This window comes from Streptomyces sp. NPDC005303, from assembly GCF_040607335.1.
In the GTDB taxonomy this organism is placed as follows: domain Bacteria; phylum Actinomycetota; class Actinomycetes; order Streptomycetales; family Streptomycetaceae; genus Streptomyces.
Genome location: NZ_JBEXGM010000001.1, coordinates 264,103 through 285,286, shown reverse-complemented (window position 1 = coordinate 285,286; position 21,184 = coordinate 264,103). Strand labels below are relative to the sequence as shown.

Genomic DNA, 21,184 nt, shown 5'->3' with positions numbered 1-21,184 from the left:
CCGAAGGGACGGGCCCGTCACGACGCGGAAGCGTCAGGCGTCCTTGGCGTCACCCTCAGCCGCGTCCGCGGCGGGCTCGGCCGGAGCCTCGGCCTCGTCGGCCTTGGTGGTGTCGACCTTGGTCTCCTCGGCGGCCGGAGCAGCCTCGGCGTCCTTGGCGGCACGCTTGGTGGCGGCCTCGGCCTCACCCGTCGCGGCCTGCGCGACCGTCAGCGCCTCGACCAGCTCGATGACAGCCATGGGCGCGTTGTCGCCACGACGGTTACCGATCTTGGTGATGCGGGTGTAGCCACCGGGACGGTTCTCGTAGCGCGGGCCGATCTCGGTGAAGAGCGTGTGGACGACGCTCTTGTCCGTGATCACCTGAAGCACCTGGCGGCGGTTGTGAAGGTCGCCCTTCTTGCCCTTGGTGATCAGACGCTCGGCGTACGGACGCAGCTTGCGCGCCTTCGCCTCGGTGGTGGTGATGCGACCGTGCTCGAAGAGGCTCTTCGCGAGGTTCGCGAGGAGCAGCTTCTCGTGCGCGGCGCTGCCGCCCATACGGGCACCCTTGGTGGGCTTCGGCATGTTCTCTCTCCTGTGTGTCTGCCCCGGCCGTATCAGGTACCGGGGTCAGGAACCCGATGAGCGGATGCTCACCGGCAAACGACCGATCAGTACTGCTCGGTCTCCACGAAACCCGCGTCCGCGTCGTCGTCGGCGCCGAAGGCGTCCGCAGCGGCCGTGGGGTCGAATCCGGGCGGGCTGTCCTTCAGGGCCAGGCCCATGCCGGCCAGCTTCGCCTTGACCTCGTCGATGGACTTCGCACCGAAGTTGCGGATGTCCAGGAGGTCGGCCTCGGAGCGGGCGACGAGCTCACCCACGGAGTGGATGCCCTCACGCTTGAGGCAGTTGTAGGAGCGGACCGTGAGCTCCAGCTCCTCGATCGGCAACGCCAGGTCGGCGGCAAGGGCGGCGTCCGTGGGGGACGGGCCCATGTCGATGCCCTCGGCGTCGATGTTCAGCTCGCGGGCGAGACCGAACAGCTCGACCAGGGTCTTACCGGCGGAGGCCATGGCGTCACGGGGACGCATCGCCTGCTTGGTCTCGACGTCGACGATCAGCTTGTCGAAGTCGGTGCGCTGCTCGACACGGGTCGCCTCGACCTTGTACGTGACCTTGAGCACGGGGCTGTAGATGGAGTCGACCGGGATACGGCCGATCTCCTGGCCCACCTGCTTGTTCTGCACGGCGGAGACGTAACCGCGGCCACGCTCGACCGTGAGCTCCATCTCCAGCTTGCCCTTGCCGTTGAGCGTGGCGAGGACGAGGTCGGGGTTGTGCACCTCGACACCGGCCGGGGGCGCGATGTCGGCGGCGGTGACCAGACCCGGGCCCTGCTTGCGCAGGTACATCACGACCGGCTCGTCGTGCTCCGAGGAGACGACCAGCTGCTTGATGTTGAGGATCAGGTCGGTGACGTCCTCCTTGACGCCCGGCACGGTGGTGAACTCGTGCAGGACGCCGTCGATGCGGATGCTGGTGACAGCGGCACCGGGGATCGACGACAGGAGGGTGCGGCGGAGGGAGTTGCCGAGGGTGTAGCCGAAGCCCGGCTCCAGCGGCTCGATGACGAACCGGGAGCGGAACTCGTCGACGACCTCTTCGGTCAGTGACGGACGCTGAGCGATCAGCATGTGTGGATCAGATCCTTCTTTCGTGGACGCCCGCTATTTGACGCCCGACGGACCCGCACCGGCGAAAGTGCGGGGTACTGCAAGGGTACGGGCGGCACCGCCCCGAAGAGCCGTACCGCCCGCAACCTCAAGACAACCGAGCCTCAGACGCGGCGGCGCTTGGGCGGACGGCAGCCGTTGTGCGGGGTGGGGGTGACGTCCTGGATCGAGCCGACCTCGAGGCCGGTGGCCTGGAGGGAGCGGATCGCGGTCTCACGGCCGGAGCCGGGACCCTTGACGAACACGTCCACCTTGCGCATGCCGTGCTCCTGCGCGCGACGGGCGGCCGACTCGGCGGCCATCTGCGCGGCGAAGGGGGTGGACTTGCGCGAGCCCTTGAAGCCGACGTGGCCGGCGGAGGCCCAGGAGATCACGTTGCCCGAGGGGTCCGTGATCGAGACGATCGTGTTGTTGAACGTGCTCTTGATGTGGGCGTGCCCGTGAGCGACGTTCTTCTTTTCCTTGCGGCGCACCTTCTTGGCAGCGCCCTGACGACCCTTGGGGGGCATCTACAAACTCCTACGGGGAGGTGGTCGGTCCTACAGCGAAGACCGCTGATGAAGCGTTGTCCGCTGAGGACTACTTCTTGCCCGGCTTCTTCTTGCCGGCGATGGCGCGACGCGGGCCCTTGCGGGTACGAGCGTTCGTGCTGGTGCGCTGACCACGGACGGGCAGTCCACGGCGGTGGCGCAGACCCTGGTAGCAGCCGATCTCGACCTTGCGGCGGATGTCGGCCTGGACCTCGCGACGGAGGTCACCCTCGGTCTTGAGGTTGTTGTCGACGTACTCACGAATCGCGACGAGCTCCTCCTCGGAGAGGTCGCGAACGCGGGTGTTCGGGTTGACGCCGGTCTCGGCCAGCGTCTTCTGCGAAAGGGTCCGGCCGATGCCGAACACGTAGGTCAGGGCGACCTCCACGCGCTTTTCGCGCGGGATGTCAACACCGGAAACGCGTGCCACTTCAATGGCTCCTGGTGATCTTCGGAGGTCTTCCGCAGAGCCGGTTCCCAGCCGCCGTACCAGGTACGAACTGGGTCCCCGGCCTCCGAACCGGGGGTGTCAGACGGAGTACGTCTGGGCCCTGCGTATGAACAATTCAGCTTGCGTCGCGCGAATCCCTGCGAGAGCAGAGGGTTCGGTCCTGCGTCAGCCCTGGCGCTGCTTGTGGCGCGGGTTCTCGCAAATGACCATGACCCGACCGTGACGGCGGATCACCCTGCACTTGTCGCAGATCTTCTTGACGCTCGGCTTGACCTTCATGGGATTGAGGTTCTCCGGGTCAGTGCCACCACCCCGCCGCAGCGGGATGCGGGCAAGATCTACTTGTACCGGTAGACGATCCGGCCACGTGTCAGGTCGTACGGAGACAACTCCACCACGACCCGGTCGTCAGGGAGGATACGGATGTAGTGCATACGCATCTTGCCGCTGATGTGAGCCAGGACCTGGTGGCCGTTCTGGAGCTCGACCTTGAACATGGCGTTCGGAAGAGACTCGACGACAGTGCCCTCGATCTCGATGGCACCTTGCTTCTTGGCCACGCTTCGCCCTTCGAATCGACTACCTTGATCGACTCCCTTGCCTTTCCCTGCAGGTTTCCCTTCAGGGCGCATGCGGACATGCGGGTGCACGAGAGCCGACGAGTCAGTCTACGTCAGGGACCTTGGAAAGACGAATCGAGGATGCATGCCCCAGAACGTAGATCGTTAAGCGAGCGGATCCGGAGCCGCGGCCACGCCGTGCTCCGCGAGCTTCGCCTTCCCCCCGTCGGGAGACGTCAGCACCAGCGGGCCCTCCTCCGTCAGCGCGACCGAGTGCTCCCAGTGGGACGACCAGGTGCCGTCCGTCGTAATGACGGTCCAGTCGTCCGACAGGACCTCCGTCCGCGGCGTGCCCAGGGACACCATCGGCTCGATCGCCAGGCAGAACCCGGTGACCAGCTTCGGCCCCTTGCCCCGGCGCCGGTCGACGTAGTTCAGCAGATGCGGGTCCATGTGCATCTCGGTGCCGATGCCGTGGCCGCCGTAGTCCTCGATGATCCCGTAGCGCCCGCCGCCCGGCTTCGGCTGGCGGCGGATGTACGTCTCGATGGCCCGGGAGACGTCCACGAGCCGGTTGCCCTGCTTCATCGCCGCGATGCCGGCCCACATGGACTCCTCGGTCACCCGCGAGAGCTCGAGCAGCTCCGGAGCGTGACCCGAGCCCACGAACGCGGTGTAGGCCGCGTCCCCGTGCCAGCCGTCGATGATCGCGCCGCAGTCGATGGAGATGATGTCGCCGTCCTTGAGGACGACCTCGTCGGACGGGATGCCGTGGACGACGACCTCGTTCACGGAGGTGCAGATCGTGGCCGGGAAGCCGCCGTACCCCAGGAAGTTCGGCTTGGCGTCGTGCTCCGCGAGGACCTTGCGCGCGACCTGGTCGAGATCCCTGGTCGTGGCCCCGGGCACCGCGGCCTCTCGGGTCGCCGCGTGGATGGCGGCGACGACCAGCCCCGCCTCGCGCATCTTGGCGATCTGCTCGGGGGTCTTGATCTGCACCATGCGGCGGGAGCCTTTCTGGAACCGGGGAAACCTGGCGGTGGACGGACGCCTTCGACAAGGCGCCTTCAACGATACGTGCACCCACACAGCAGCCGCGGCCCCCTCTGAAGGGAACCGCGGCTGTCGTGCTCGGAAGAACCGCTACGCGACGTGGTCCTCGCGCTTGAGGGCCTCCATGGCGCGGGCGGTGACGTCCTCCACCTTGCCGAGCGCCGAGATCGTGACCACCAGGCCCTGGGCCTTGTAGTAGTCGATGATCGGCTCGGTCTGGGTGTGGTAGACCTCCAGGCGCTTGCGGACCGTCTCCTCGGAGTCGTCGTCGCGCTGGTACAGCTCGCCGCCGCAGACGTCACAGACGCCTTCCTGCTTCGGCGCCTTGTACGAGACGTGGAAGACGTGCGCCGAGTCGTTGCGGCAGATGCGGCGGCCGGCGATGCGCTTGACGACCTCCTCCTCGGGTACTTCGAGGTCCAGCACAGCGTCCAGCTTCATGCCCTCGTGCTGCAGCATCTCGTCGAGCGCCTCGGCCTGCGAGACGTTCCGCGGGAAGCCGTCGAGCAGGAAGCCGTTCACGGCGTCGGGCTGCTCCATACGGTCCTTGGCCATCCCGATGGTGACCTCGTCCGGAACCAGGTTGCCCGCGTCCATGTAGGACTTCGCGAGTTTGCCGAGGTCCGTCTGCTGGCTGATGTTGGCGCGGAACAGGTCGCCCGTGGAGATGTGCGGGATCGACAGGTTCGAGGCGAGGAACGCGGCCTGCGTTCCCTTGCCGGCACCCGGCGGCCCGACGAGGACGATACGCATCAGCGGAGGAACCCTTCGTAATTGCGCTGCTGGAGCTGGCTCTCGATCTGCTTCACCGTTTCGAGGCCCACACCCACGATGATCAGGATGCTGGTACCACCGAACGGGAAGTTCTGGCTTGCCCCGAAGCCGACCAACGCCATCGTTGGCACAAGAGCGATCAGACCCAAGTACAGCGAACCCGGCCAGGTGATCCGGTTGAGTACGTAGGAGAGGTACTCAGCGGTCGGTCGGCCAGCCCGGATGCCCGGGATGAAGCCACCATACTTCTTCATGTTGTCGGCGACTTCCTCGGGGTTGAAGGAGATCGCCACGTAGAAGAACGCGAAGAAAACGATGAGCAGGAAGTACAGGGTGATGTAGATCGGGTGGTCACCCTTGACGAGGTTCTGCTCGATCCACGTCTTCCAGCCCGAGTTGCCGTTCGAGAACTGCGCGATCAGAGCCGGGATGTAGAGCAGCGACGACGCGAAGATGACGGGAATCACACCGGCCTGGTTGACCTTCAGCGGGATGTACGTCGACGTACCGCCGTAGGAGCGACGGCCGATCATGCGCTTCGCGTACTGCACCGGAATGCGGCGCTGGGCCTGCTCGACGAAGACCACCAGACCGACCATGACCAGGCCGACCGCGATGACGGTGCCGAACTCGATCCAGCCGTCGGCGAGCGTGCCCGACTTCTTGATGGCCCACAGCGCGGACGGGAAGGTGGCGGCGATCGAGATGAACATCAGGATCGACATGCCGTTGCCGATGCCGCGGTCGGTGATGAGCTCACCGAGCCACATGACGACGGCCGTACCGGCGGTCATCGTGATGACCATGACGATCGTGGTGAAGATCGCGCGGTCCGGGACGATGCTCGACGCGACCGTGCAGCCCGAGAACAGGGCGCCGCTGCGGGCGGTGGCCACCAGGCCGGTGCCCTGCAGGATGGCGAGCGCCACCGTCAGGTAACGGGTGTACTGCGTGATCTTCGCCGTACCGGCCTGGCCCTCCTTCTTGAGGGCTTCCAGGCGCGGGATGACCACGGTGAGCAGCTGAAGGATGATGCTCGCCGTGATATACGGCATGATGCCCAGCGCGAAGATCGTGATCTGCAGCAGCGCGCCACCGCTGAACATGTTGACCAGGCCGAAGAGGCCCTGGTTGCCGGAGGCCTCGGTCACACACTGCTGGACTGCCGTGTAGTTGACGCCAGGGATCGGAATGTGGGTACCCACGCGGTACACCACGATGATGGCGAGCGTGAAGAGCAGCTTCTTGCGCAGGTCGGGCGTCTTGAACGCCCGGGCGAACGCGGTGAGCACGGTGCCTCCTGCGACCCCCGCGCTACTGCGTCAAGGGTGACGGTCTTGAGGTTCGACGAATATGTGGGAAAGCAGTGCAGGCCACCTTACCCGGGCCGCCGCCTGCCGTGGAACGACCAACCGGGGATACCTCGTTGTGAGGTATCCCCGGTGGGTACTGCTTCAGGTCATCGTGCTCAGACGAGCTCGGTGACCGTGCCGCCGGCGGCGGTGATCTTCTCCTTGGCGGAGCCGGAGACGGCGTCGACCGTCACCTGCAGCGCCACCGAGATCTCGCCCTGGCCGAGGACCTTGACGAGGCTGTTCTTGCGAACGGCACCCTTGGCCACCAGACCCTCGACGGTGACCTCGCCACCCTCGGGGTAGAGCGCGGCCAGCTTGTCGAGGTTCACGACCTGGAACTCGGTCTTGAACGGGTTCTTGAAGCCCTTCAGCTTCGGAAGACGCATGTGGAGGGGCATCTGGCCACCCTCGAAGCGCTCCGGAACCTGGTAACGGGCCTTCGTACCCTTGGTACCACGACCGGCCGTCTTACCCTTCGACGCCTCACCACGACCCACACGGGTCTTGGCGGTCTTGGCGCCCGGGGCGGGACGGAGGTTGTGGATCTTGAGCGGGTTGTTCTCCGCCATGATCAGTCGACCTCCTCGACCGTCACGAGGTGGCGGACGGTGTGCACCATGCCGCGGAACTCGGGACGATCCTCCTTGACGACCTGCGTGTTGATGCCCTTGAGACCAAGGGAGCGCAGGGTGTCACGGTGGTTCTGCTTGCTGCCGATGTACGACTTCGTCTGCGTGATCTTGAGCTGAGCCATTACGCAGCACCAGCCCCGGCACGCGCACGCAGCAGAGCCGCGGGAGCGACGTCCTCGAGGGGCAGACCACGGCGAGCCGCGATCTCCTCGGGACGCTGCAGGCCCTTCAGGGCCTCCACGGTCGCGTGCACGATGTTGATCGCGTTCGACGAACCGAGCGACTTCGACAGGATGTCGTGAACGCCGGCGCACTCGAGCACGGCACGCACCGGGCCACCGGCGATAACGCCGGTACCGGGGGACGCCGGCTTGAGCAGGACGACGCCCGCCGCCTTCTCACCCGTGATCGGGTGCGGGATGGTGCCCTGGATACGGGGGACCTTGAAGAAGTGCTTCTTGGCCTCCTCAACACCCTTGGCGATGGCGGCCGGCACCTCCTTGGCCTTGCCGTAACCGACACCGACGGTGCCATCGCCATCGCCCACTACGACGAGCGCAGTGAAGCTGAAGCGACGACCACCCTTCACAACCTTGGCGACGCGGTTGATCGCGACAACGCGCTCAACGTACGCGGTCTTCTCGGCGGCAGCAGCGCCGCCGTCACGGCCCTTCCGGTCCCGCCGCTCGCCGCCACCGGCACCGCCACCGCGGCGCTGGGGTCCAGCCATTGGAATTACCTCTCTCTTTTTCCGCTAGCTACGAACGGCTCAGAACTTCAAGCCGGCTTCGCGGGCGGCGTCCGCCAGGGCGGCGATGCGCCCGGCGTACTGGTTGCCACCACGGTCGAATACGACAGCCTCGACACCGGCGGCCTTGGCGCGCTCGGCGACCAGGGCACCGACCTGCTTGGCCTGCGCGGACTTGTCGCCCTCGCCACCGCGGACCGTGGTGTCCAGGGTGGACGCCGACGCCAGGGTGTGACCCTTGATGTCGTCGATCACCTGGGCCACGATGTGGCGGTTGGAGCGGGTAACGACCAGACGGGGACGCTCCGCCGTACCGGAGATGTTCTTCCGGATCCGGATGTGACGGCGCTTGATCGCGGCGCGCTTGTAGGCGTCGCCCTTCAGGATCTTCTGTCCGTATGCCATGGCTTACTTACCCGCCTTTCCGACCTTGCGGCGGATGACTTCGCCCTCGTACTTGACGCCCTTGGCCTTGTACGGGTCGGGCTTGCGCAGCTTGCGGATGTTGGCCGCAACCTCGCCGACCTTCTGCTTGTCGATGCCCTCGACCGAGAACCGGGTGGGGGCCTCCACCTTGAAGGTGATGCCCTCGGGGGCCTCGACGGTGATCGGGTGGCTGTAGCCGAGAGCGAACTCGAGGTTCGAACCCTTGGCCTGCACGCGGTAACCGACACCGCTGATCTCGAGCTTCTTCACGTAACCCTGGGTCACGCCGGTGATCATGTTCGCCACCAGCGTGCGGGACAGGCCGTGCAGGGCCTTGTTCTGACGCTCGTCGTTGGGGCGGGTGACGTTGAGAACGCCGTCCTCACCCTTGGCGATGTCGATCGGCGCAGCGACGGTGTGGCTCAAGGAACCCTTGGGGCCCTTGACCGAGACCGTACGGCCGTCGATGGTGACGTCCACGCCGGCGGGAACCGTGATGGGGAGCTTGCCAATACGCGACATAGCTGTTTCCTCCGATTCCTTTCCGCTACCAGACGTAGGCGAGAACTTCTCCGCCTACGCCCTTCTTGCCGGCCTGCTTGTCGGTGAGGAGCCCGTGCGACGTGGAGATGATCGCCACGCCCAGGCCGCCGAGCACCTTCGGCAGGTTGGTGGACTTCGCGTAAACCCGGAGACCGGGCTTGGAGATCCGCTTGATGCCCGCGATGGAGCGCTCACGGTTCGGGCCGAACTTCAGCTCGAGAACGAGGTTCTTGCCGACCTCGGCGTCCTCGACCTTCCAGCCCGTGATGAAGCCCTCCTGCTGGAGGATCTCCGCGATGTGAGACTTGATCTTGGACGCCGGCATCGTCACAGAGTCGTGGTACGCCGAGTTCGCGTTCCGCAGACGCGTAAGCATGTCTGCGATCGGATCAGTCATGGTCATGAATTGGCCTTCGGCCTCTCTCGCCGGGGTTTCCAGGTGCCCATCCCTCTCCTCGATCCGAGACGAGGCGGGTGCGGTGCGGTGGACCTACGGCGTAGTAAGTCGTATGGGCGTCCAGGCGCCCAACCCTCCTAGCCTAAGCCATGGAGGGGTGGGCACCTGACACTGCCCTTTACTTACCGAGAGCTTCGGGAATCCCCAAGTGGGGGATTACCAGGAGCTCTTGGTCACGCCCGGCAGCTCGCCACGGTGAGCCATCTCACGAAGGCACACGCGGCACAGGCCGAACTTGCGGTACACGGAGTGCGGACGGCCGCAGCGCTGGCAGCGCGTGTAGCCACGTACACCGAACTTGGGCTTGCGAGCAGCCTTGGCAATCAGAGCCTTCTTCGCCATCTCGCTCACGCCTCCTTGAAGGGGAAGCCGAGGTGACGAAGGAGCGCGCGGCCCTCAGCGTCGTTGGTCGCCGTGGTCACCACGGTGATGTCCATGCCCCGGGTACGGTCGATCTTGTCCTGGTCGATCTCGTGGAACATGACCTGTTCGGTGAGACCGAAGGTGTAGTTGCCACGGCCGTCGAACTGCTTGGGGGACAGACCACGGAAGTCGCGGATGCGCGGCAGCGCGAGCGACAGGGTGCGGTCCAGGAACTCCCACATGCGGTCGCCACGAAGCGTGACGTGGGCACCGATCGGCTGGCCCTCACGCAGCTTGAACTGCGCGATGGACTTACGGGCCTTGGTGACGGCCGGCTTCTGACCGGTGATCGTGGTGAGGTCGCGAATCGCGCCGTCGATCAACTTGGAGTCGCGGGCGGCGTCGCCCACACCCATGTTGACCACGATCTTGACGAGACCGGGGATCTGCATGACGTTCTCGTACTTGAACTCGTCGCGCAGCTTGCCCGCGATCTCCTCGCGGTACTTCGTCTTGAGACGCGGAGTCGTGGTGGTAGCCATCAGATGTCCTCACCCGTCCGCTTGGCAACGCGGATCTTGTTGCCCTCGTCGTCGAAGCGGTAACCGACACGCGTGACGACCTTGTTGCCGTCCTTCTCAACGACCAGCTGGACGTTGGAGACGTGGATCGGCGCCTCGGTCGTGACGATGCCACCGGCCTGCGAACCGCGAGCGGTCGGGCCGGCCTTGGTGTGCTTCTTGACCCGGTTGACACCCTCGACCAGGACGCGGTCCTCGCGGGGGAAGGCCGCGATGACCTTGCCCTGCTTGCCCTTGTCCTTACCGGTGATGACCTGGACCAGGTCGCCCTTCTTGATCTTCATGCTTACAGCACCTCCGGCGCGAGCGAGATGATCTTCATGAACTTCTTCTCGCGCAGCTCACGGCCGACGGGGCCGAAGATACGGGTGCCGCGAGGGTCGCCGTCGTTCTTCAGAATGACGGCGGCGTTCTCGTCGAAGCGGATGTACGAGCCGTCCGGACGGCGGCGCTCCTTCACGGTGCGAACGATGACCGCCTTGACGACGTCACCCTTCTTCACGTTGCCACCGGGGATCGCGTCCTTGACGGTGGCGACGATGACGTCACCGATGCCCGCGTAGCGGCGACCGGAGCCACCGAGCACACGGATGCAAAGGATCTCCTTCGCACCAGTGTTGTCGGCGACACGCAGTCGCGACTCCTGCTGGATCACGTCTATCTCCTGTTTGTCTGCCGGTTCCCGGCAGGGGCCTCAGTACGAGCGCCCCTGCCGAGCCTGGCGGAACTGACCTGCGGGGTTGGCCGCAGGAATTACTTGGCCTTCTCGAGGATCTCGACGACGCGCCAGCGCTTGGTCGCCGACAGCGGGCGGGTCTCCGCGAGGAGGACCCGGTCGCCGACGCCGGCAGCGTTCTGCTCGTCGTGCGCCTTGAGCTTGTTGGTACGGCGGATGACCTTGCCGTACAGCGCGTGCTTGACGCGGTCCTCGACGGCGACGACGACGGTCTTGTCCATCTTGTCGCTGACGACGAGACCCTCACGGGTCTTGCGGAAGCCGCGGGCCTCTGCAGTCTGCTCAGTCACGTTGCTCTCACTCATCAGGCGCTCTCCACCGTCTCGATGCCCAGCTCGCGCTCACGCATCAGGGTGTAGATCCGCGCGATGTCCTTACGGACGGCCTTGAGCCGACCGTGGTTCTCGAGCTGACCCGTCGCCGCCTGGAAGCGGAGGTTGAACAGCTCTTCCTTGGCTTCGCGGAGCTTGTTCAGCAGCTCCTCGTCACCCAGTTCGCGCAGCTCGGACGCCTTGGTACCGGCCGACATCACGCTTCACCTGCCTCGCGCTTGACGATCCGGCACTTCATCGGCAGCTTGTGAGCGGCGCGAGTCAGGGCCTCACGGGCGATCTTCTCGTTGGGGTAGGACAGCTCGAACATGACCCGGCCCGGGTGCACGTTCGCGATCCACCACTCCGGCGAACCCTTACCGGAACCCATGCGGGTCTCGGCAGGCTTCTTCGTGAGCGGGCGGTCCGGGTAGATGTTGATCCAGACCTTGCCGCCACGCTTGATGTGGCGGGTCATGGCGATACGGGCCGCCTCGATCTGACGGTTGGTCACGTACGCCGGCGTGAGGGCCTGAATGCCGTACTCGCCGAACGAGACCGTCGTACCGCCCTTGGCCTGACCGCGGCGCTTCGGGTGGTGCTGCTTGCGGTGCTTGACCCTACGGGGGATCAGCATTTCGGTCAGGCCTCCGTTCCGGTGCTCTCAGCCGGAGCGGCAGCCGGAGCCTCGGCCTTGGGGGCCTCGGCAGCGGGAGCCGTCTGCGGCTTACGACCGCGACCGCCGCGCTCGCCGCCACGGCCACCACGGGCCGGGCGGTCGGCGCCGCCGCCACCACGGGCCGGGCGGTTGCCGGCGCGGGCAGCAGCGTTCTCGGCGCGGACCTCGGCGATGTTCTTGACATCGCCCTTGTAGATCCAGACCTTCACACCGATGCGGCCGAAGGTCGTCTTGGCCTCGAAGAAGCCGTAGTCCACGTTCGCGCGGAGCGTGTGCAGGGGCACACGGCCCTCGCGGTAGAACTCCGAGCGGGACATCTCGGCGCCACCGAGGCGGCCACCGCACTGGATCTTGATGCCCTTGGCGCCGGCCTTCATCGCCGACTGCATGCTCTTACGCATGGCGCGGCGGAAGGAGACGCGGGAGGAGAGCTGCTCGGCGACGGCCTGGGCAACCAGCTGAGCGTCGGTCTCGGGGTTCTTGACCTCGAGGATGTTCAGCTGGACCTGCTTGCCCGTGAGCTTCTCGAGGTCACCGCGGATGCGGTCGGCCTCGGCGCCACGGCGGCCGATGACGATGCCCGGACGAGCGGTGTGGATGTCCACACGCACACGGTCACGGGTGCGCTCGATCTCCACCTTCGAGATGCCGGCGCGCTCCATGCCGGACGTCATCATCCGACGGATGGCGACGTCTTCCTTGACGTAGTCCTTGTACAGCTTGTCGGCGTACCACCGGGACTTGAAGTCCGTGGTGACACCGAGCCGGAACCCATGCGGGTTAACCTTCTGGCCCATTACCGGGTTCCTTCCTTGCTGCTGACGACCACGGTGATGTGGCTGGTCCGCTTGCGGATCCGGTAGGCACGGCCCTGGGCGCGCGGCCGGAACCGCTTCAGGGTCGGGCCCTCGTCGACGTACGCCTCGGAGATGACGAGGCTGCCGGCGTCGGTGTGGTCGTAGTTGTGCGCGGCGTTGGCGATGGCGCTGTCGAGCACCTTGCCGACGGGCACTGAGGCTGCCTGCGGAGCGAATCGCAGAACAGCCTGAGCCTCCGTGGCGTCCATGCCACGGATAAGGTCCACCACGCGGCGGGCCTTCATGGGCGTAACGCGGATGTACCGCGCCTGGGCCCTGGCTTCCATGGTTGTCCCTCTCAGTTACTTACGTGTCTGAATGCGATCCGCGTTTAGCGGCGCTTCGACTTCCGGTCGTCCTTGACGTGACCCCGGAAGGTGCGCGTCGGCGAGAACTCGCCGAGCTTGTGGCCGACCATCGACTCGGTGACGAACACCGGGATGTGGGTCTTGCCGTTGTGCACCGCGATCGTGTGGCCGAGCATGGCCGGGACGATCATCGAGCGACGGGACCAGGTCTTGATGACGTTCTTGGAACCGGCTTCGTTCTGGGCGTCCACCTTCTTGATCAGGTGGTCGTCGACGAAGGGCCCCTTCTTGAGACTGCGCGGCATCTAAACCCGCTCCTAGCGCTTCTTGTTCGTCTTGCGGCGGCGGACGATGTACTTGTTCGAAGCCTTCTTCGGCGAACGAGTACGACCCTCCTTCTGACCCCAGGGGCTGACCGGGTGGCGACCACCGGAGGTCTTGCCCTCACCACCACCGTGGGGGTGGTCAACCGGGTTCATCGCCACACCGCGAACGGTCGGGCGGACGCCCAGCCAGCGCTTGCGGCCGGCCTTACCCCAGTTGATGTTGCTCTGCTCGGCGTTGCCGACCTCGCCGACCGTGGCGCGGCAGCGCTGGTCGACCAGGCGGATCTCACCGGAGGGCATACGAAGGTGGGCCATGGTGCCCTCCTTCGCCAGCAGCTGCACGGAGGCACCGGCGGAGCGGGCGAACTTGGCGCCGCCACCGGGACGGAGCTCGATCGCGTGGATCGTGGTACCGACCGGGATGTTGCGGAGCGCCAGGTTGTTGCCCGGCTTGATGTCGGCCCCGGGACCGTTCTCGACGCGGTCACCCTGCTGCAGGTTGCGCGGGGCGAGGATGTAGCGCTTCTCGCCGTCCGCGTAGTGCAGCAGCGCGATGCGCGCGGTGCGGTTGGGGTCGTACTCGATGTGCGCGACCTTCGCCGGCACGCCGTCCTTGTCGTGACGACGGAAGTCGATCACTCGGTAGGCGCGCTTGTGTCCGCCACCCTGGTGGCGAACGGTCACACGACCGGCGTTGTTACGGCCGCCCTTGCTGTGCAGCGGGCGGACCAGCGACTTCTCCGGCGTGGACCGCGTGACCTCGACGAAGTCGGCGACGCTGGAGCCACGACGGCCCGGCGTAGTCGGCTTGTACTTGCGGATTCCCATTTCTCAGTCCTCGTCCGATATCGGACGATCCGACCCGCTTACGCGGACGGACCGCCGAAGATGTCGATACGGTCGCCCTCGGCAAGGGTCACGATCGCGCGCTTGCTGTCGGCACGCTTGCCGAAGCCGGTGCGGGTCCGCTTGCGCTTGCCCTGGCGGTTGATCGTGTTGACGCCGGTGACCTTGACCGAGAAGACCGCCTGGACGGCCTGCTTGATCTGGGTCTTGTTGGCGCCCGGGGCCACGATGAACGTGTACTTGCCCTCGTCGAGAAGCGCGTAGCTCTTCTCGGACACGACCGGCTTCAGCAGGACGTCACGGTGGTCCGTGAACGCCTTGCTGGGCGCGGTGACGACGGTGTTCTTGCCCTCGGCCTCGTGGCGACGCGCCTTGGCGACGCGCGCGACCTTCTTGGCCTTGGCGGCCTTCGAGGCGATGCTCGGGTGACGCGTAGCCATCAGGCTTCGCTCCCTTCGGTGTCAGCGGCCTTGGGGCCAGACACGAAGGACTCGAAAGCGGCCTGGGTGAAGACCACGTCGTCCGAGACGAGAACGTCGTACGTGTTCAGCTGGCCCGGCTCCAGGATGTGGACCTGGGGCAGGTTGCGGGCGGACAGCCACGCGGCCTCGTCGGCACGGTCGATGACGAGCAGCAGGTTCTTGCGCTCGCTGATCTTGCCGAAGAGCGTCTTGGCGGCCTTCGTCGAAGGCGACTCGCCCTCGATGACGCCGGAGACGACGTGGATGCGGTTGTTGCGGGCCCGGTCGGTGAGGGCGTGGCGCAGGGCCGCGGCCTTCATCTTCTTGGGGGTCCGCTGCGAGTAGTCACGCGGCGTGGGGCCGTGGACGACGCCACCACCGGCGAACTGCGGCGCACGGGTCGAACCCTGACGGGCGCGGCCGGTGCCCTTCTGGCGGTAGGGCTTCTTGCCGCCACCGCGGACCTCGCCACGACGCTTGACCTTGTGCGTGCCCTGACGGGCGGCGGCCAGCTGCGCGACGACGACCTGGTGAAGCAGCGGGATGCTGATCTTCTCGACGTCGAAGATCTCGGCCGGGAGCTCAACGGTCCCGGCGGTGTCGCCGGAGGGCGACAGAATGTCAATGGTGCTCATAGTCCTCAGGCCCCCTTGGCCGCGGTGCGGACCAGGACGAGGCCGCCGTTCGGACCAGGAACCGCGCCCTTGATGAGCAGCAGGCCCTTCTCCGCGTCAACGGCGTGAACGGTCAGGTTCTGGGTGGTGACCCGCTCGTTGCCCATACGACCCGCCATGCGGAGGCCCTTGAACACGCGGCCCGGGGTGGCGCAGCCACCGATGGAACCGGGCGAGCGGTGCTTGCGCTGGGTGCCGTGACCGGCGCCGAGGCCCTTGAAGTTGTGACGCTTCATGACACCGGCGAAGCCCTTGCCCTTGCTCTTGCCGGTCACGTCGACCTTGAGGCCGGCCTCGAACACCTCAGCGGTGATCTCCTGGCCGAGGGTGTACTCGCTGGCGTCAGCGGTACGGATCTCGACGAGGTGGCGGCGGGGAGTGACGTCGGCCTTGGCGAAGTGGCCCTTGAGGGGCTTGTTCACCTTGCGCGGGTCGATCTCGCCGAACGCGATCTGGACGGACTCGTAGCCGTCGGCGTCGTTCGTGCGGACCTGGGTCACGACATTGGGGCCGGCCTTGACGACGGTGACCGGAACAACACGGTTGTTCTCGTCCCACACCTGCGTCATGCCGAGCTTCTCGCCCAGGATGCCCTTGATCTGCTTAGCCATTCTCAGATCACCGGCCTTCAGAGCTTGATCTCGATGTCGACACCGGCCGGGAGGTCGAGTCGCATCAGAGAGTCAACGGTCTTGGGGGTCGGGTCGAGAATGTCGATCAGGCGCTTGTGCGTGCGCATCTCGAAGTGCTCGCGCGAGTCCTTGTACTTGTGCGGCGACTTGATGACGCAGTACACGTTCTTCTCAGTGGGCAGCGGCACCGGGCCCGCGACCGACGCACCAGTGCGCGTCACCGTCTCGACGATCTTCTTCGCCGAGGAGTCGATGACCTCGTGGTCGTAGGCCTTGAGCCGGATGCGGATCTTCTGTCCCGCCATGGCTACTCCGTAGTCCTGTCTCTTTTACAGCTCTGGAACCCGGTGTTCCGTGACTTCCTCCGACCCACGCGGTCGGGTGTGTCGCACTCTCACTGACACAGATGTCCCTTGTTCGAACATCCCTGATCTGGGAAAGAGGTTCACCGGGCGCCTGGCCAGTGCCGCACTCCACTTCCCGGAAGATTCCCGTACGTCCGCCCCAGCGCTGCCGTAGGGCAGTTAGGGCGACGAGTACTGTGGGACTCGCTTCCAGGCCTCCCGGCGGGAGGCGCGCAGCATCAACACTCGACCGAGCAACCCCGCTAGTCTGCCATACGGGGACGGGGCCTGGCCAATCGAGCCGGAGACCTTACCCCGGGAGTGACCCAGATCAAACACAGGTGCGCCGCCGGGGCGCGTCGGCGGTCCCGGTCGGGCGGTTGCCGGCGGTTCGCGGTCTTGCGGGAGGCTCCCATGTCCAGGACCTTGACCGACGTCGACGACGCCATGGTGACCTTCCCCCAGCAGCAGCTCGGCACCAAGACCAAGCGGGACACCATCAACAGGGCCCTGGCCATAGCGGCATCGATCAGCGCCGACGACCGGGCCCGCGCGCTGCGCTGGCTTCCGGCGAACGCCGACGCGTTCCTCGACTTCGACGTCCTGGAAGCCAGGGAACAAGCAGGGCTGTGAGCTACCTCGCCGACACCTCCGCCGTGCGGCGACCCCTGTGTGGACAACTCGCCGCGCCCTGGCCGGACCGGGTCGCCCGCGGCCTGGTGGCCGTCTGCCCTCCGGTGGAGTCCGAGTTGATGCCAGGACTGCGCGCCGACCGCGACTTCGAGCCCTTCTTCACCATGCTCGGCCAGACCTTCGGCTGGGTGCCGGCGGTCGACGACCCGTGGCCCAAGGTCATAGAGGTCCAGCGCGACCTGGTGCGGATCGGCCATCACCGAGGCCCGTCCCCGCTCGACATCCTGATCGCGCCCACCGCCGACCACCACGGCCTGACGCTGCTCCACGCCGACGACGGCTTCGCGGCGCTCGCGAAAGTCCGGCCCGAATGATCCGCTGCCGCCCATCACGTAGTCGCGGTTGCCGTCGCCATTGAAGTCATCGGCGTGCTTGGCCGGGGCTTCCGTTCGGTGGGCGAGCAAGGTTCAGTAGCGAGTCGCACGGGGTGAAGAGGCCGCCCGGGGTGGCGGGGAGGGTGGCCTGCGCCCGCCTGCCGATCCTGCTGCCCGCGAAGGGCACCGACACCAGCGGCTCGAGCGTCGACGTCCCCGCCCCCTCCGCCTTCGACCAGATCCTCTCGGCCGGCGACGTCACAGGCGACGACCGCCCCGACCTGTTCGTCACCGCGGGCACCCAGTTCTGGGCCTTCACGGGCTACACCGGGGCGTCCTTCTCCAGCGCCCGGCTGCTCAACGACGGCACCGCCTGGCCCAGCCGTGACCTGGTCAGCGTCTCCGACATCACCGGCGACGGCATCGCCGACCTGCTCTACCGCTCCACCAGCGGCCGCGCCCTGCTGCGCCAGGGCAAAGCCGATTCGGCGGGCAAGGGACTCGACGTCCTCTCCCTCGCCACAGCCGCCGCATCGTCGGCCGACAAGGACACCGAGTACGCCGCGAGCGGCTGGTCGCCGACCGATATGCCCCGCATGCTCGCCATCCCCGACGTCACGGCTGACGGCATCCCCGACATCTGGGCACACATGAAAACTGGCGTTCGGCTAGGTCGGGGGGCTGGGGGTGGCGGGCTCACAGTCAGCCCCAGCCCCAGCCTCGGGCCCGGTGGCGGTGGCGGTGGCGGTGGCGGTGATCAGAAGCCCGACTCAAGAGCCCCGGCCGACCCTTCCGTCTCGCCCTCTACGTCGTGCGCGCCACGCTTCGCACCGAGGTGAAGGACGCGAAAACGTCGCTGCCGCACCGGAACGCGGTCCGCCACGTGCCGGTGCTCCACCGCCCGGACCCACGCGTGATCAAAGCCTTCAGACGAAAACCGGGGAGAGAACCAACCCAACCTCACCCCACCGCACCTCCACAGAACCCCTGGTCACCCGTACGAGTGGCGGTTCTCAACTCGGCTGCATTTCCTACCTGTTCGCTGGCATATGCTCGCCGCGACCACACACGACCCGGTTCACGGTCGTCGGCAACCACCTCGCCCAGCACCGACAGCTCTCGCTCACCGCGATCGGCCTCGCCCTGCACATCCAGTCGCTGCCCGACCAGGCCCTCATCGACATCAAGACCCTCGCCGACCGCTTCACCGACGGCGAGACCCGTATCGCCGCCGCCCTGCGCGAGCTGAAGGCCCACGGCTACCTGGCCCAGGTGCGCAAACGGCTCCCGAACGGCCGCGTCGTCACGCACACGGTGTCGTACAACCAGCGCGCCGCCACCGCTCTCCTCGCCACGCTCCACCACGACGACCCCCGCTTCCTCCTCGCCGAGCGCGATGTCCAGCGACTCGCCCCCACGCGGTGCGCGCCCCGCAGCCGTACGCCACTCGCTGACCTCGAATCTCCCGGGCGAGCCCCTGCGCCACCCCGCTGGACTGCTCGCCCACCGGCTCACCGAGTTCCTTCCTGCCGCGGCGCCTCCCGCCCCGCCACCGGGCAGCGCCCCCGTCCCTCCGCCCCCGATGGCCGACTGCGACGGCTGCGACCGGGGCTTTCCCCCCGCTGCCGCGACTGTCGCGAGGCAGGCCTCGGCACCCACGGCTCGGGAAGCTGACAGACGTGCCGGTCCGCAGCTGAAGGACACCGCTCCCTACCCGAGGCCCGGAGGCAGACCCCCGTGGACGAACCCACGACCGTACGCACGCGGGCGCACGCGATGATGTACGCCGAGCTCCTCGACACCGCCGCCCGGCTCGACACGCTGCGGCGTCTGGAGGACGGGTCCGTCGACGCGCACGTGGGCGCCGCCATGCACGCGGTCCGGTTCGCCGCCACCATCATGTGGCCGACCGCCCCCCACATGCCGCCGCCCGGTTACCGCCAGGACAGCGAAGGCATCCTCGAACTCATCGCTCAGTGGCGCGAGGCAGCGCTCGAAATCGGCGAGTTCGCCCCACCACCCCCTGCACTGCGACTCGTCAGCGACACGGATTCCTGACCTTGGTGGCCTACGGCCACTCCACCAGCACCGCGAACACGACATACACGCACACCACCAGCACCGGCGCCGCGAACGCGAACGCCACCCGACGGCCCGTACCGCCACGCTCCCACGGCAGAGCCCAGCTGGCCGCGAGCAGAAACAGTGCGAGGCCCAAGCCGCCGAGCAGCACGGGGAAGGCGATGCCGAAGCTCGATTCGAATCCGGCCAAGTAGACGAGCACACAGGCGGGCAGGGTCAGGAGCGTCGAGAGCAGCGGGGCGACCCAGGCACCGGTCGCGCGGTCGTCGTCGAGTGTGAGGTCCGGCATGGGTCCATCACAGCGCGCGGGCCACCGCGGTCGCATGAGCGTTCGTACTCAGAAAGCACGGTCGCCGTACGGAGGTCAGGTCCCCGTGCGGGCGTCGGGTCCCGGGCGTCTGGTCCCGGTACGGACGCCGGGCCTCGCACCGCCGTCAGGCGCTCGCGTTCCGCAGTCGCGCGAACGACGTGTCCAGCCCCCGCTTCAGCAGCCGCGCCACCGGCCGTTCCACGAACCGGTGCACCAGCCAGCTCAGCAGCATGAAGCCGGCGAGGACGGAGACGATCAGGAGGCGGGCGTCCATGGTGTCGCGGAGGCGGTTGATGACCGCCGTGCCCGCCGCGTAGTGCATCAGGTAGAGGGGGTACGTCAGCGCGCCCGCCGTCACCAGCCACTTCCAGCGGACGCGGTCCGTCGCGCCGAGGGCGATGGCCACCATGGCGAGCAGGAACACGGTGAAGATCGCCACGCTCCCTCGCCACCCCGACACATGCTCGACCTCGTCGATCCTGAGGCCGAGTTCACGCTGGCCCATCAGCCAGGCCATCGCGAGGATGCCCCACAGCAGCAGGTCCTGGCCGAAGCGGTGCATCAGGTAGAGGGACAGGCCCGCGATGAAGTACCAGGCGCCCTCCGGGTTGGCGACCAGTTCGAGGAGGGGGAGCTTCGAGATCGGGGCCAGCATGGCCGCGGCGCCCCACACACAGCAGAAGACGACGACCTTGCGGTAGGTCAGGCCGCTCCACACGACGACCAGGAAGAGGAGGTAGAAGCGGAGCTCCGACCAGAGGGTCCAGTAGACGCCGTCGACGTTCATGACGCCCGAACCGGACTGGAGCATCGTGAAGTTGAGCAGGACGTCGCGGGTGCGCAGGCGGTCCCACACGCCCGGCAGGGCCGCCAGGACGGCCGTGGTGAAGACGATGGCGAACCAGTACGCCGGGTACAGCCGGATCACCCGGGACGTGAAGAACTGCCGGGGGGTACGTCCCCAGCAGGACATGCAGATCACGAAGCCGCTGATCACGAAGAAGATCTCGACGCCGATCCAGCCGTAGGAGGCGAACCGGAACACCGTCGGCATGATGTCGGAGACGGGGCGGTCCCATATGCGGTTGCCGGGCTGGTCGACGCGGTGGGTGCCGGCGTAGTGGTGCATGGCGACCATCAGGGCGGCGAGGAGCCGGATGCCGTCGATGGCGTACAGCCGGCGGCCGGCGCGGTCGCGAACGGCGGCGTGCCGGGCGGCGGGGGCGGGCTGCCCCGGCGAGGCGGGCGCGGAGAGGGGCGGAAGCGGCTGCTGCAGTCCGCCGACGACCCGTCGCGGTATCGGCCTTCTGCGCGCCGCGTCCTGTATCGACACCTGCGTGTCCGTCCGTCCTTGCGAGGGAATCCCGGGCCGGGAGTGGCCACCGGACGCCTCAGGCTACGACCCTCACAACCGACCCACAGC

36 protein-coding genes and 1 pseudogene are annotated in these 21,184 nt (G+C 66.9%); 5 read left to right on the top strand and 32 right to left on the bottom strand.

Annotated features, from left to right (window positions below; genetic code table 11):
• Positions 1-33: 33 nt before the first annotated feature.
• From rplQ to rpsJ, 30 genes are all read right to left on the bottom strand, one after another.
• Complete coding sequence (rplQ, locus tag ABZT93_RS01435; protein WP_356097167.1) at positions 34-567, bottom strand: 50S ribosomal protein L17; 534 nt, start codon at positions 565-567, stop codon at positions 34-36.
• A gap of 86 nt (positions 568-653) precedes the next feature.
• Entirely contained in the window at positions 654-1,676 is a 1,023-nt protein-coding gene (locus tag ABZT93_RS01430) for a DNA-directed RNA polymerase subunit alpha (protein ID WP_003966937.1), read from the bottom strand.
• 143 nt (positions 1,677-1,819) lie between these two features.
• Positions 1,820-2,224, bottom strand: coding sequence for a 30S ribosomal protein S11 (rpsK, locus tag ABZT93_RS01425; protein WP_003956432.1), 405 nt, complete (start codon positions 2,222-2,224; stop codon positions 1,820-1,822).
• A 70-nt stretch (positions 2,225-2,294) separates the two neighbouring features.
• Complete coding sequence (gene rpsM / locus ABZT93_RS01420; protein ID WP_352389232.1) at positions 2,295-2,675, bottom strand: 30S ribosomal protein S13; 381 nt, start codon at positions 2,673-2,675, stop codon at positions 2,295-2,297.
• Between the two features lie 186 nt (positions 2,676-2,861).
• The gene (gene rpmJ, locus ABZT93_RS01415; protein WP_003998809.1) at positions 2,862-2,975 is read right to left on the bottom strand and encodes a 50S ribosomal protein L36; all 114 of its coding nucleotides are present in this window, start codon (positions 2,973-2,975) and stop codon (positions 2,862-2,864) included.
• 59 nt (positions 2,976-3,034) lie between these two features.
• On the bottom strand, positions 3,035-3,256 hold the full coding sequence (infA, locus tag ABZT93_RS01410) for a translation initiation factor IF-1 (protein WP_003948620.1): 222 nt from the start codon (positions 3,254-3,256) through the stop codon (positions 3,035-3,037).
• 165 nt (positions 3,257-3,421) lie between these two features.
• A complete protein-coding gene (gene map / locus ABZT93_RS01405) occupies positions 3,422-4,258 on the bottom strand; it encodes a type I methionyl aminopeptidase (protein ID WP_356097163.1) in 837 nt (278 codons plus the stop codon).
• Positions 4,259-4,399: 141 nt separating this feature from the next.
• A complete protein-coding gene (locus tag ABZT93_RS01400; RefSeq protein WP_356097160.1) occupies positions 4,400-5,062 on the bottom strand; it encodes an adenylate kinase in 663 nt (220 codons plus the stop codon).
• Positions 5,062-6,375 carry a preprotein translocase subunit SecY gene (gene secY, locus ABZT93_RS01395; RefSeq protein WP_356097157.1) on the bottom strand — a complete coding sequence of 438 codons (1,314 nt, stop codon included), beginning with the start codon at positions 6,373-6,375 and terminating at the stop codon, positions 5,062-5,064. The genes ABZT93_RS01400 and secY overlap by 1 nt, the downstream gene beginning before the upstream one ends.
• Before the next feature lie 176 nt (positions 6,376-6,551).
• Positions 6,552-7,007: a 50S ribosomal protein L15 gene (gene rplO / locus ABZT93_RS01390; RefSeq protein ID WP_003974249.1), complete on the bottom strand. Its 456-nt coding sequence runs from the start codon at positions 7,005-7,007 to the stop codon at positions 6,552-6,554.
• Positions 7,008-7,009: 2 nt separating this feature from the next.
• Positions 7,010-7,192 (bottom strand): 50S ribosomal protein L30, encoded by a 183-nt coding sequence (rpmD, locus tag ABZT93_RS01385; RefSeq protein ID WP_005481207.1) that lies wholly within the window; start codon positions 7,190-7,192, stop codon positions 7,010-7,012.
• Positions 7,192-7,800, bottom strand: a complete 609-nt coding sequence (gene rpsE / locus ABZT93_RS01380) for a 30S ribosomal protein S5 (protein WP_013001409.1) — start codon at positions 7,798-7,800, stop codon at positions 7,192-7,194. The genes rpmD and rpsE overlap by 1 nt, the downstream gene beginning before the upstream one ends.
• A 39-nt stretch (positions 7,801-7,839) precedes the next feature.
• Complete coding sequence (gene rplR / locus ABZT93_RS01375) at positions 7,840-8,223, bottom strand: 50S ribosomal protein L18 (protein ID WP_007384077.1); 384 nt, start codon at positions 8,221-8,223, stop codon at positions 7,840-7,842.
• A 3-nt stretch (positions 8,224-8,226) separates the two neighbouring features.
• Positions 8,227-8,766, bottom strand: a complete 540-nt coding sequence (gene rplF / locus ABZT93_RS01370; RefSeq protein ID WP_020118535.1) for a 50S ribosomal protein L6 — start codon at positions 8,764-8,766, stop codon at positions 8,227-8,229.
• A gap of 25 nt (positions 8,767-8,791) precedes the next feature.
• The gene (gene rpsH, locus ABZT93_RS01365; RefSeq protein WP_007384075.1) at positions 8,792-9,190 is read right to left on the bottom strand and encodes a 30S ribosomal protein S8; all 399 of its coding nucleotides are present in this window, start codon (positions 9,188-9,190) and stop codon (positions 8,792-8,794) included.
• A 210-nt stretch (positions 9,191-9,400) separates the two neighbouring features.
• Positions 9,401-9,586 (bottom strand): type Z 30S ribosomal protein S14, encoded by a 186-nt coding sequence (locus tag ABZT93_RS01360; RefSeq protein ID WP_003948630.1) that lies wholly within the window; start codon positions 9,584-9,586, stop codon positions 9,401-9,403.
• 5 nt (positions 9,587-9,591) lie between these two features.
• Complete coding sequence (gene rplE, locus ABZT93_RS01355; protein ID WP_007384074.1) at positions 9,592-10,149, bottom strand: 50S ribosomal protein L5; 558 nt, start codon at positions 10,147-10,149, stop codon at positions 9,592-9,594.
• Positions 10,149-10,472 carry a 50S ribosomal protein L24 gene (gene rplX, locus ABZT93_RS01350; RefSeq protein WP_003992365.1) on the bottom strand — a complete coding sequence of 108 codons (324 nt, stop codon included), beginning with the start codon at positions 10,470-10,472 and terminating at the stop codon, positions 10,149-10,151. Before rplX ends, rplE begins: the two co-directional genes overlap by 1 nt.
• 2 nt (positions 10,473-10,474) lie before the next feature.
• Complete coding sequence (rplN, locus tag ABZT93_RS01345; RefSeq protein ID WP_003998823.1) at positions 10,475-10,843, bottom strand: 50S ribosomal protein L14; 369 nt, start codon at positions 10,841-10,843, stop codon at positions 10,475-10,477.
• 98 nt (positions 10,844-10,941) lie between these two features.
• On the bottom strand, positions 10,942-11,229 hold the full coding sequence (gene rpsQ, locus ABZT93_RS01340; RefSeq protein ID WP_007384073.1) for a 30S ribosomal protein S17: 288 nt from the start codon (positions 11,227-11,229) through the stop codon (positions 10,942-10,944).
• Positions 11,229-11,453: a 50S ribosomal protein L29 gene (gene rpmC / locus ABZT93_RS01335; RefSeq protein ID WP_005481220.1), complete on the bottom strand. Its 225-nt coding sequence runs from the start codon at positions 11,451-11,453 to the stop codon at positions 11,229-11,231. Before rpmC ends, rpsQ begins: the two co-directional genes overlap by 1 nt.
• The gene (gene rplP, locus ABZT93_RS01330; protein WP_006140905.1) at positions 11,453-11,872 is read right to left on the bottom strand and encodes a 50S ribosomal protein L16; all 420 of its coding nucleotides are present in this window, start codon (positions 11,870-11,872) and stop codon (positions 11,453-11,455) included. Before rplP ends, rpmC begins: the two co-directional genes overlap by 1 nt.
• A 5-nt stretch (positions 11,873-11,877) precedes the next feature.
• Positions 11,878-12,711: a 30S ribosomal protein S3 gene (gene rpsC / locus ABZT93_RS01325; protein ID WP_020118534.1), complete on the bottom strand. Its 834-nt coding sequence runs from the start codon at positions 12,709-12,711 to the stop codon at positions 11,878-11,880.
• Positions 12,711-13,058: a 50S ribosomal protein L22 gene (gene rplV / locus ABZT93_RS01320; RefSeq protein WP_006604878.1), complete on the bottom strand. Its 348-nt coding sequence runs from the start codon at positions 13,056-13,058 to the stop codon at positions 12,711-12,713. Before rplV ends, rpsC begins: the two co-directional genes overlap by 1 nt.
• A 44-nt stretch (positions 13,059-13,102) precedes the next feature.
• Entirely contained in the window at positions 13,103-13,384 is a 282-nt protein-coding gene (gene rpsS, locus ABZT93_RS01315) for a 30S ribosomal protein S19 (RefSeq protein ID WP_007384069.1), read from the bottom strand.
• A 12-nt stretch (positions 13,385-13,396) separates the two neighbouring features.
• The gene (gene rplB, locus ABZT93_RS01310) at positions 13,397-14,233 is read right to left on the bottom strand and encodes a 50S ribosomal protein L2 (protein ID WP_007384068.1); all 837 of its coding nucleotides are present in this window, start codon (positions 14,231-14,233) and stop codon (positions 13,397-13,399) included.
• A 38-nt stretch (positions 14,234-14,271) separates the two neighbouring features.
• Positions 14,272-14,691, bottom strand: a complete 420-nt coding sequence (rplW, locus tag ABZT93_RS01305; protein WP_356097153.1) for a 50S ribosomal protein L23 — start codon at positions 14,689-14,691, stop codon at positions 14,272-14,274.
• A complete protein-coding gene (gene rplD / locus ABZT93_RS01300; RefSeq protein WP_057607914.1) occupies positions 14,691-15,347 on the bottom strand; it encodes a 50S ribosomal protein L4 in 657 nt (218 codons plus the stop codon). Before rplD ends, rplW begins: the two co-directional genes overlap by 1 nt.
• A gap of 5 nt (positions 15,348-15,352) precedes the next feature.
• Positions 15,353-15,997 (bottom strand): 50S ribosomal protein L3, encoded by a 645-nt coding sequence (rplC, locus tag ABZT93_RS01295; RefSeq protein WP_037680411.1) that lies wholly within the window; start codon positions 15,995-15,997, stop codon positions 15,353-15,355.
• A gap of 17 nt (positions 15,998-16,014) precedes the next feature.
• The gene (gene rpsJ, locus ABZT93_RS01290) at positions 16,015-16,323 is read right to left on the bottom strand and encodes a 30S ribosomal protein S10 (protein ID WP_003948644.1); all 309 of its coding nucleotides are present in this window, start codon (positions 16,321-16,323) and stop codon (positions 16,015-16,017) included.
• 453 nt (positions 16,324-16,776) lie between these two features.
• On the opposite strand from rpsJ, the gene ABZT93_RS01285 reads away from it, so the two are divergent.
• The 5 genes and pseudogenes from ABZT93_RS01285 to ABZT93_RS01265 all read left to right on the top strand — a co-directional run bounded on the left by ABZT93_RS01285 (position 16,777) and on the right by ABZT93_RS01265 (position 19,427).
• Positions 16,777-16,995: a DUF2191 domain-containing protein gene (locus ABZT93_RS01285; RefSeq protein WP_356097151.1), complete on the top strand. Its 219-nt coding sequence runs from the start codon at positions 16,777-16,779 to the stop codon at positions 16,993-16,995.
• Positions 16,992-17,369: a VapC toxin family PIN domain ribonuclease gene (locus ABZT93_RS01280; RefSeq protein ID WP_356097148.1), complete on the top strand. Its 378-nt coding sequence runs from the start codon at positions 16,992-16,994 to the stop codon at positions 17,367-17,369. The genes ABZT93_RS01285 and ABZT93_RS01280 overlap by 4 nt, the downstream gene beginning before the upstream one ends.
• Positions 17,370-17,512: 143 nt before the next feature.
• Entirely contained in the window at positions 17,513-18,208 is a 696-nt protein-coding gene (locus ABZT93_RS01275) for a VCBS repeat-containing protein (RefSeq protein ID WP_356097145.1), read from the top strand.
• Positions 18,209-18,395: 187 nt separating this feature from the next.
• A pseudogene (locus ABZT93_RS01270) lies at positions 18,396-19,043 on the top strand (helix-turn-helix domain-containing protein).
• Positions 19,044-19,106: 63 nt separating this feature from the next.
• Positions 19,107-19,427 carry a hypothetical protein gene (locus ABZT93_RS01265; protein ID WP_356097143.1) on the top strand — a complete coding sequence of 107 codons (321 nt, stop codon included), beginning with the start codon at positions 19,107-19,109 and terminating at the stop codon, positions 19,425-19,427.
• 10 nt (positions 19,428-19,437) lie between these two features.
• Here ABZT93_RS01265 and ABZT93_RS01260 read toward each other — a convergent pair whose 3' ends face one another.
• Complete coding sequence (locus ABZT93_RS01260) at positions 19,438-19,740, bottom strand: hypothetical protein (RefSeq protein ID WP_356097140.1); 303 nt, start codon at positions 19,738-19,740, stop codon at positions 19,438-19,440.
• A gap of 145 nt (positions 19,741-19,885) precedes the next feature.
• Complete coding sequence (locus tag ABZT93_RS01255; protein ID WP_356097137.1) at positions 19,886-21,094, bottom strand: acyltransferase; 1,209 nt, start codon at positions 21,092-21,094, stop codon at positions 19,886-19,888.
• Between the last annotated feature and the right edge of the window lie 90 nt (positions 21,095-21,184).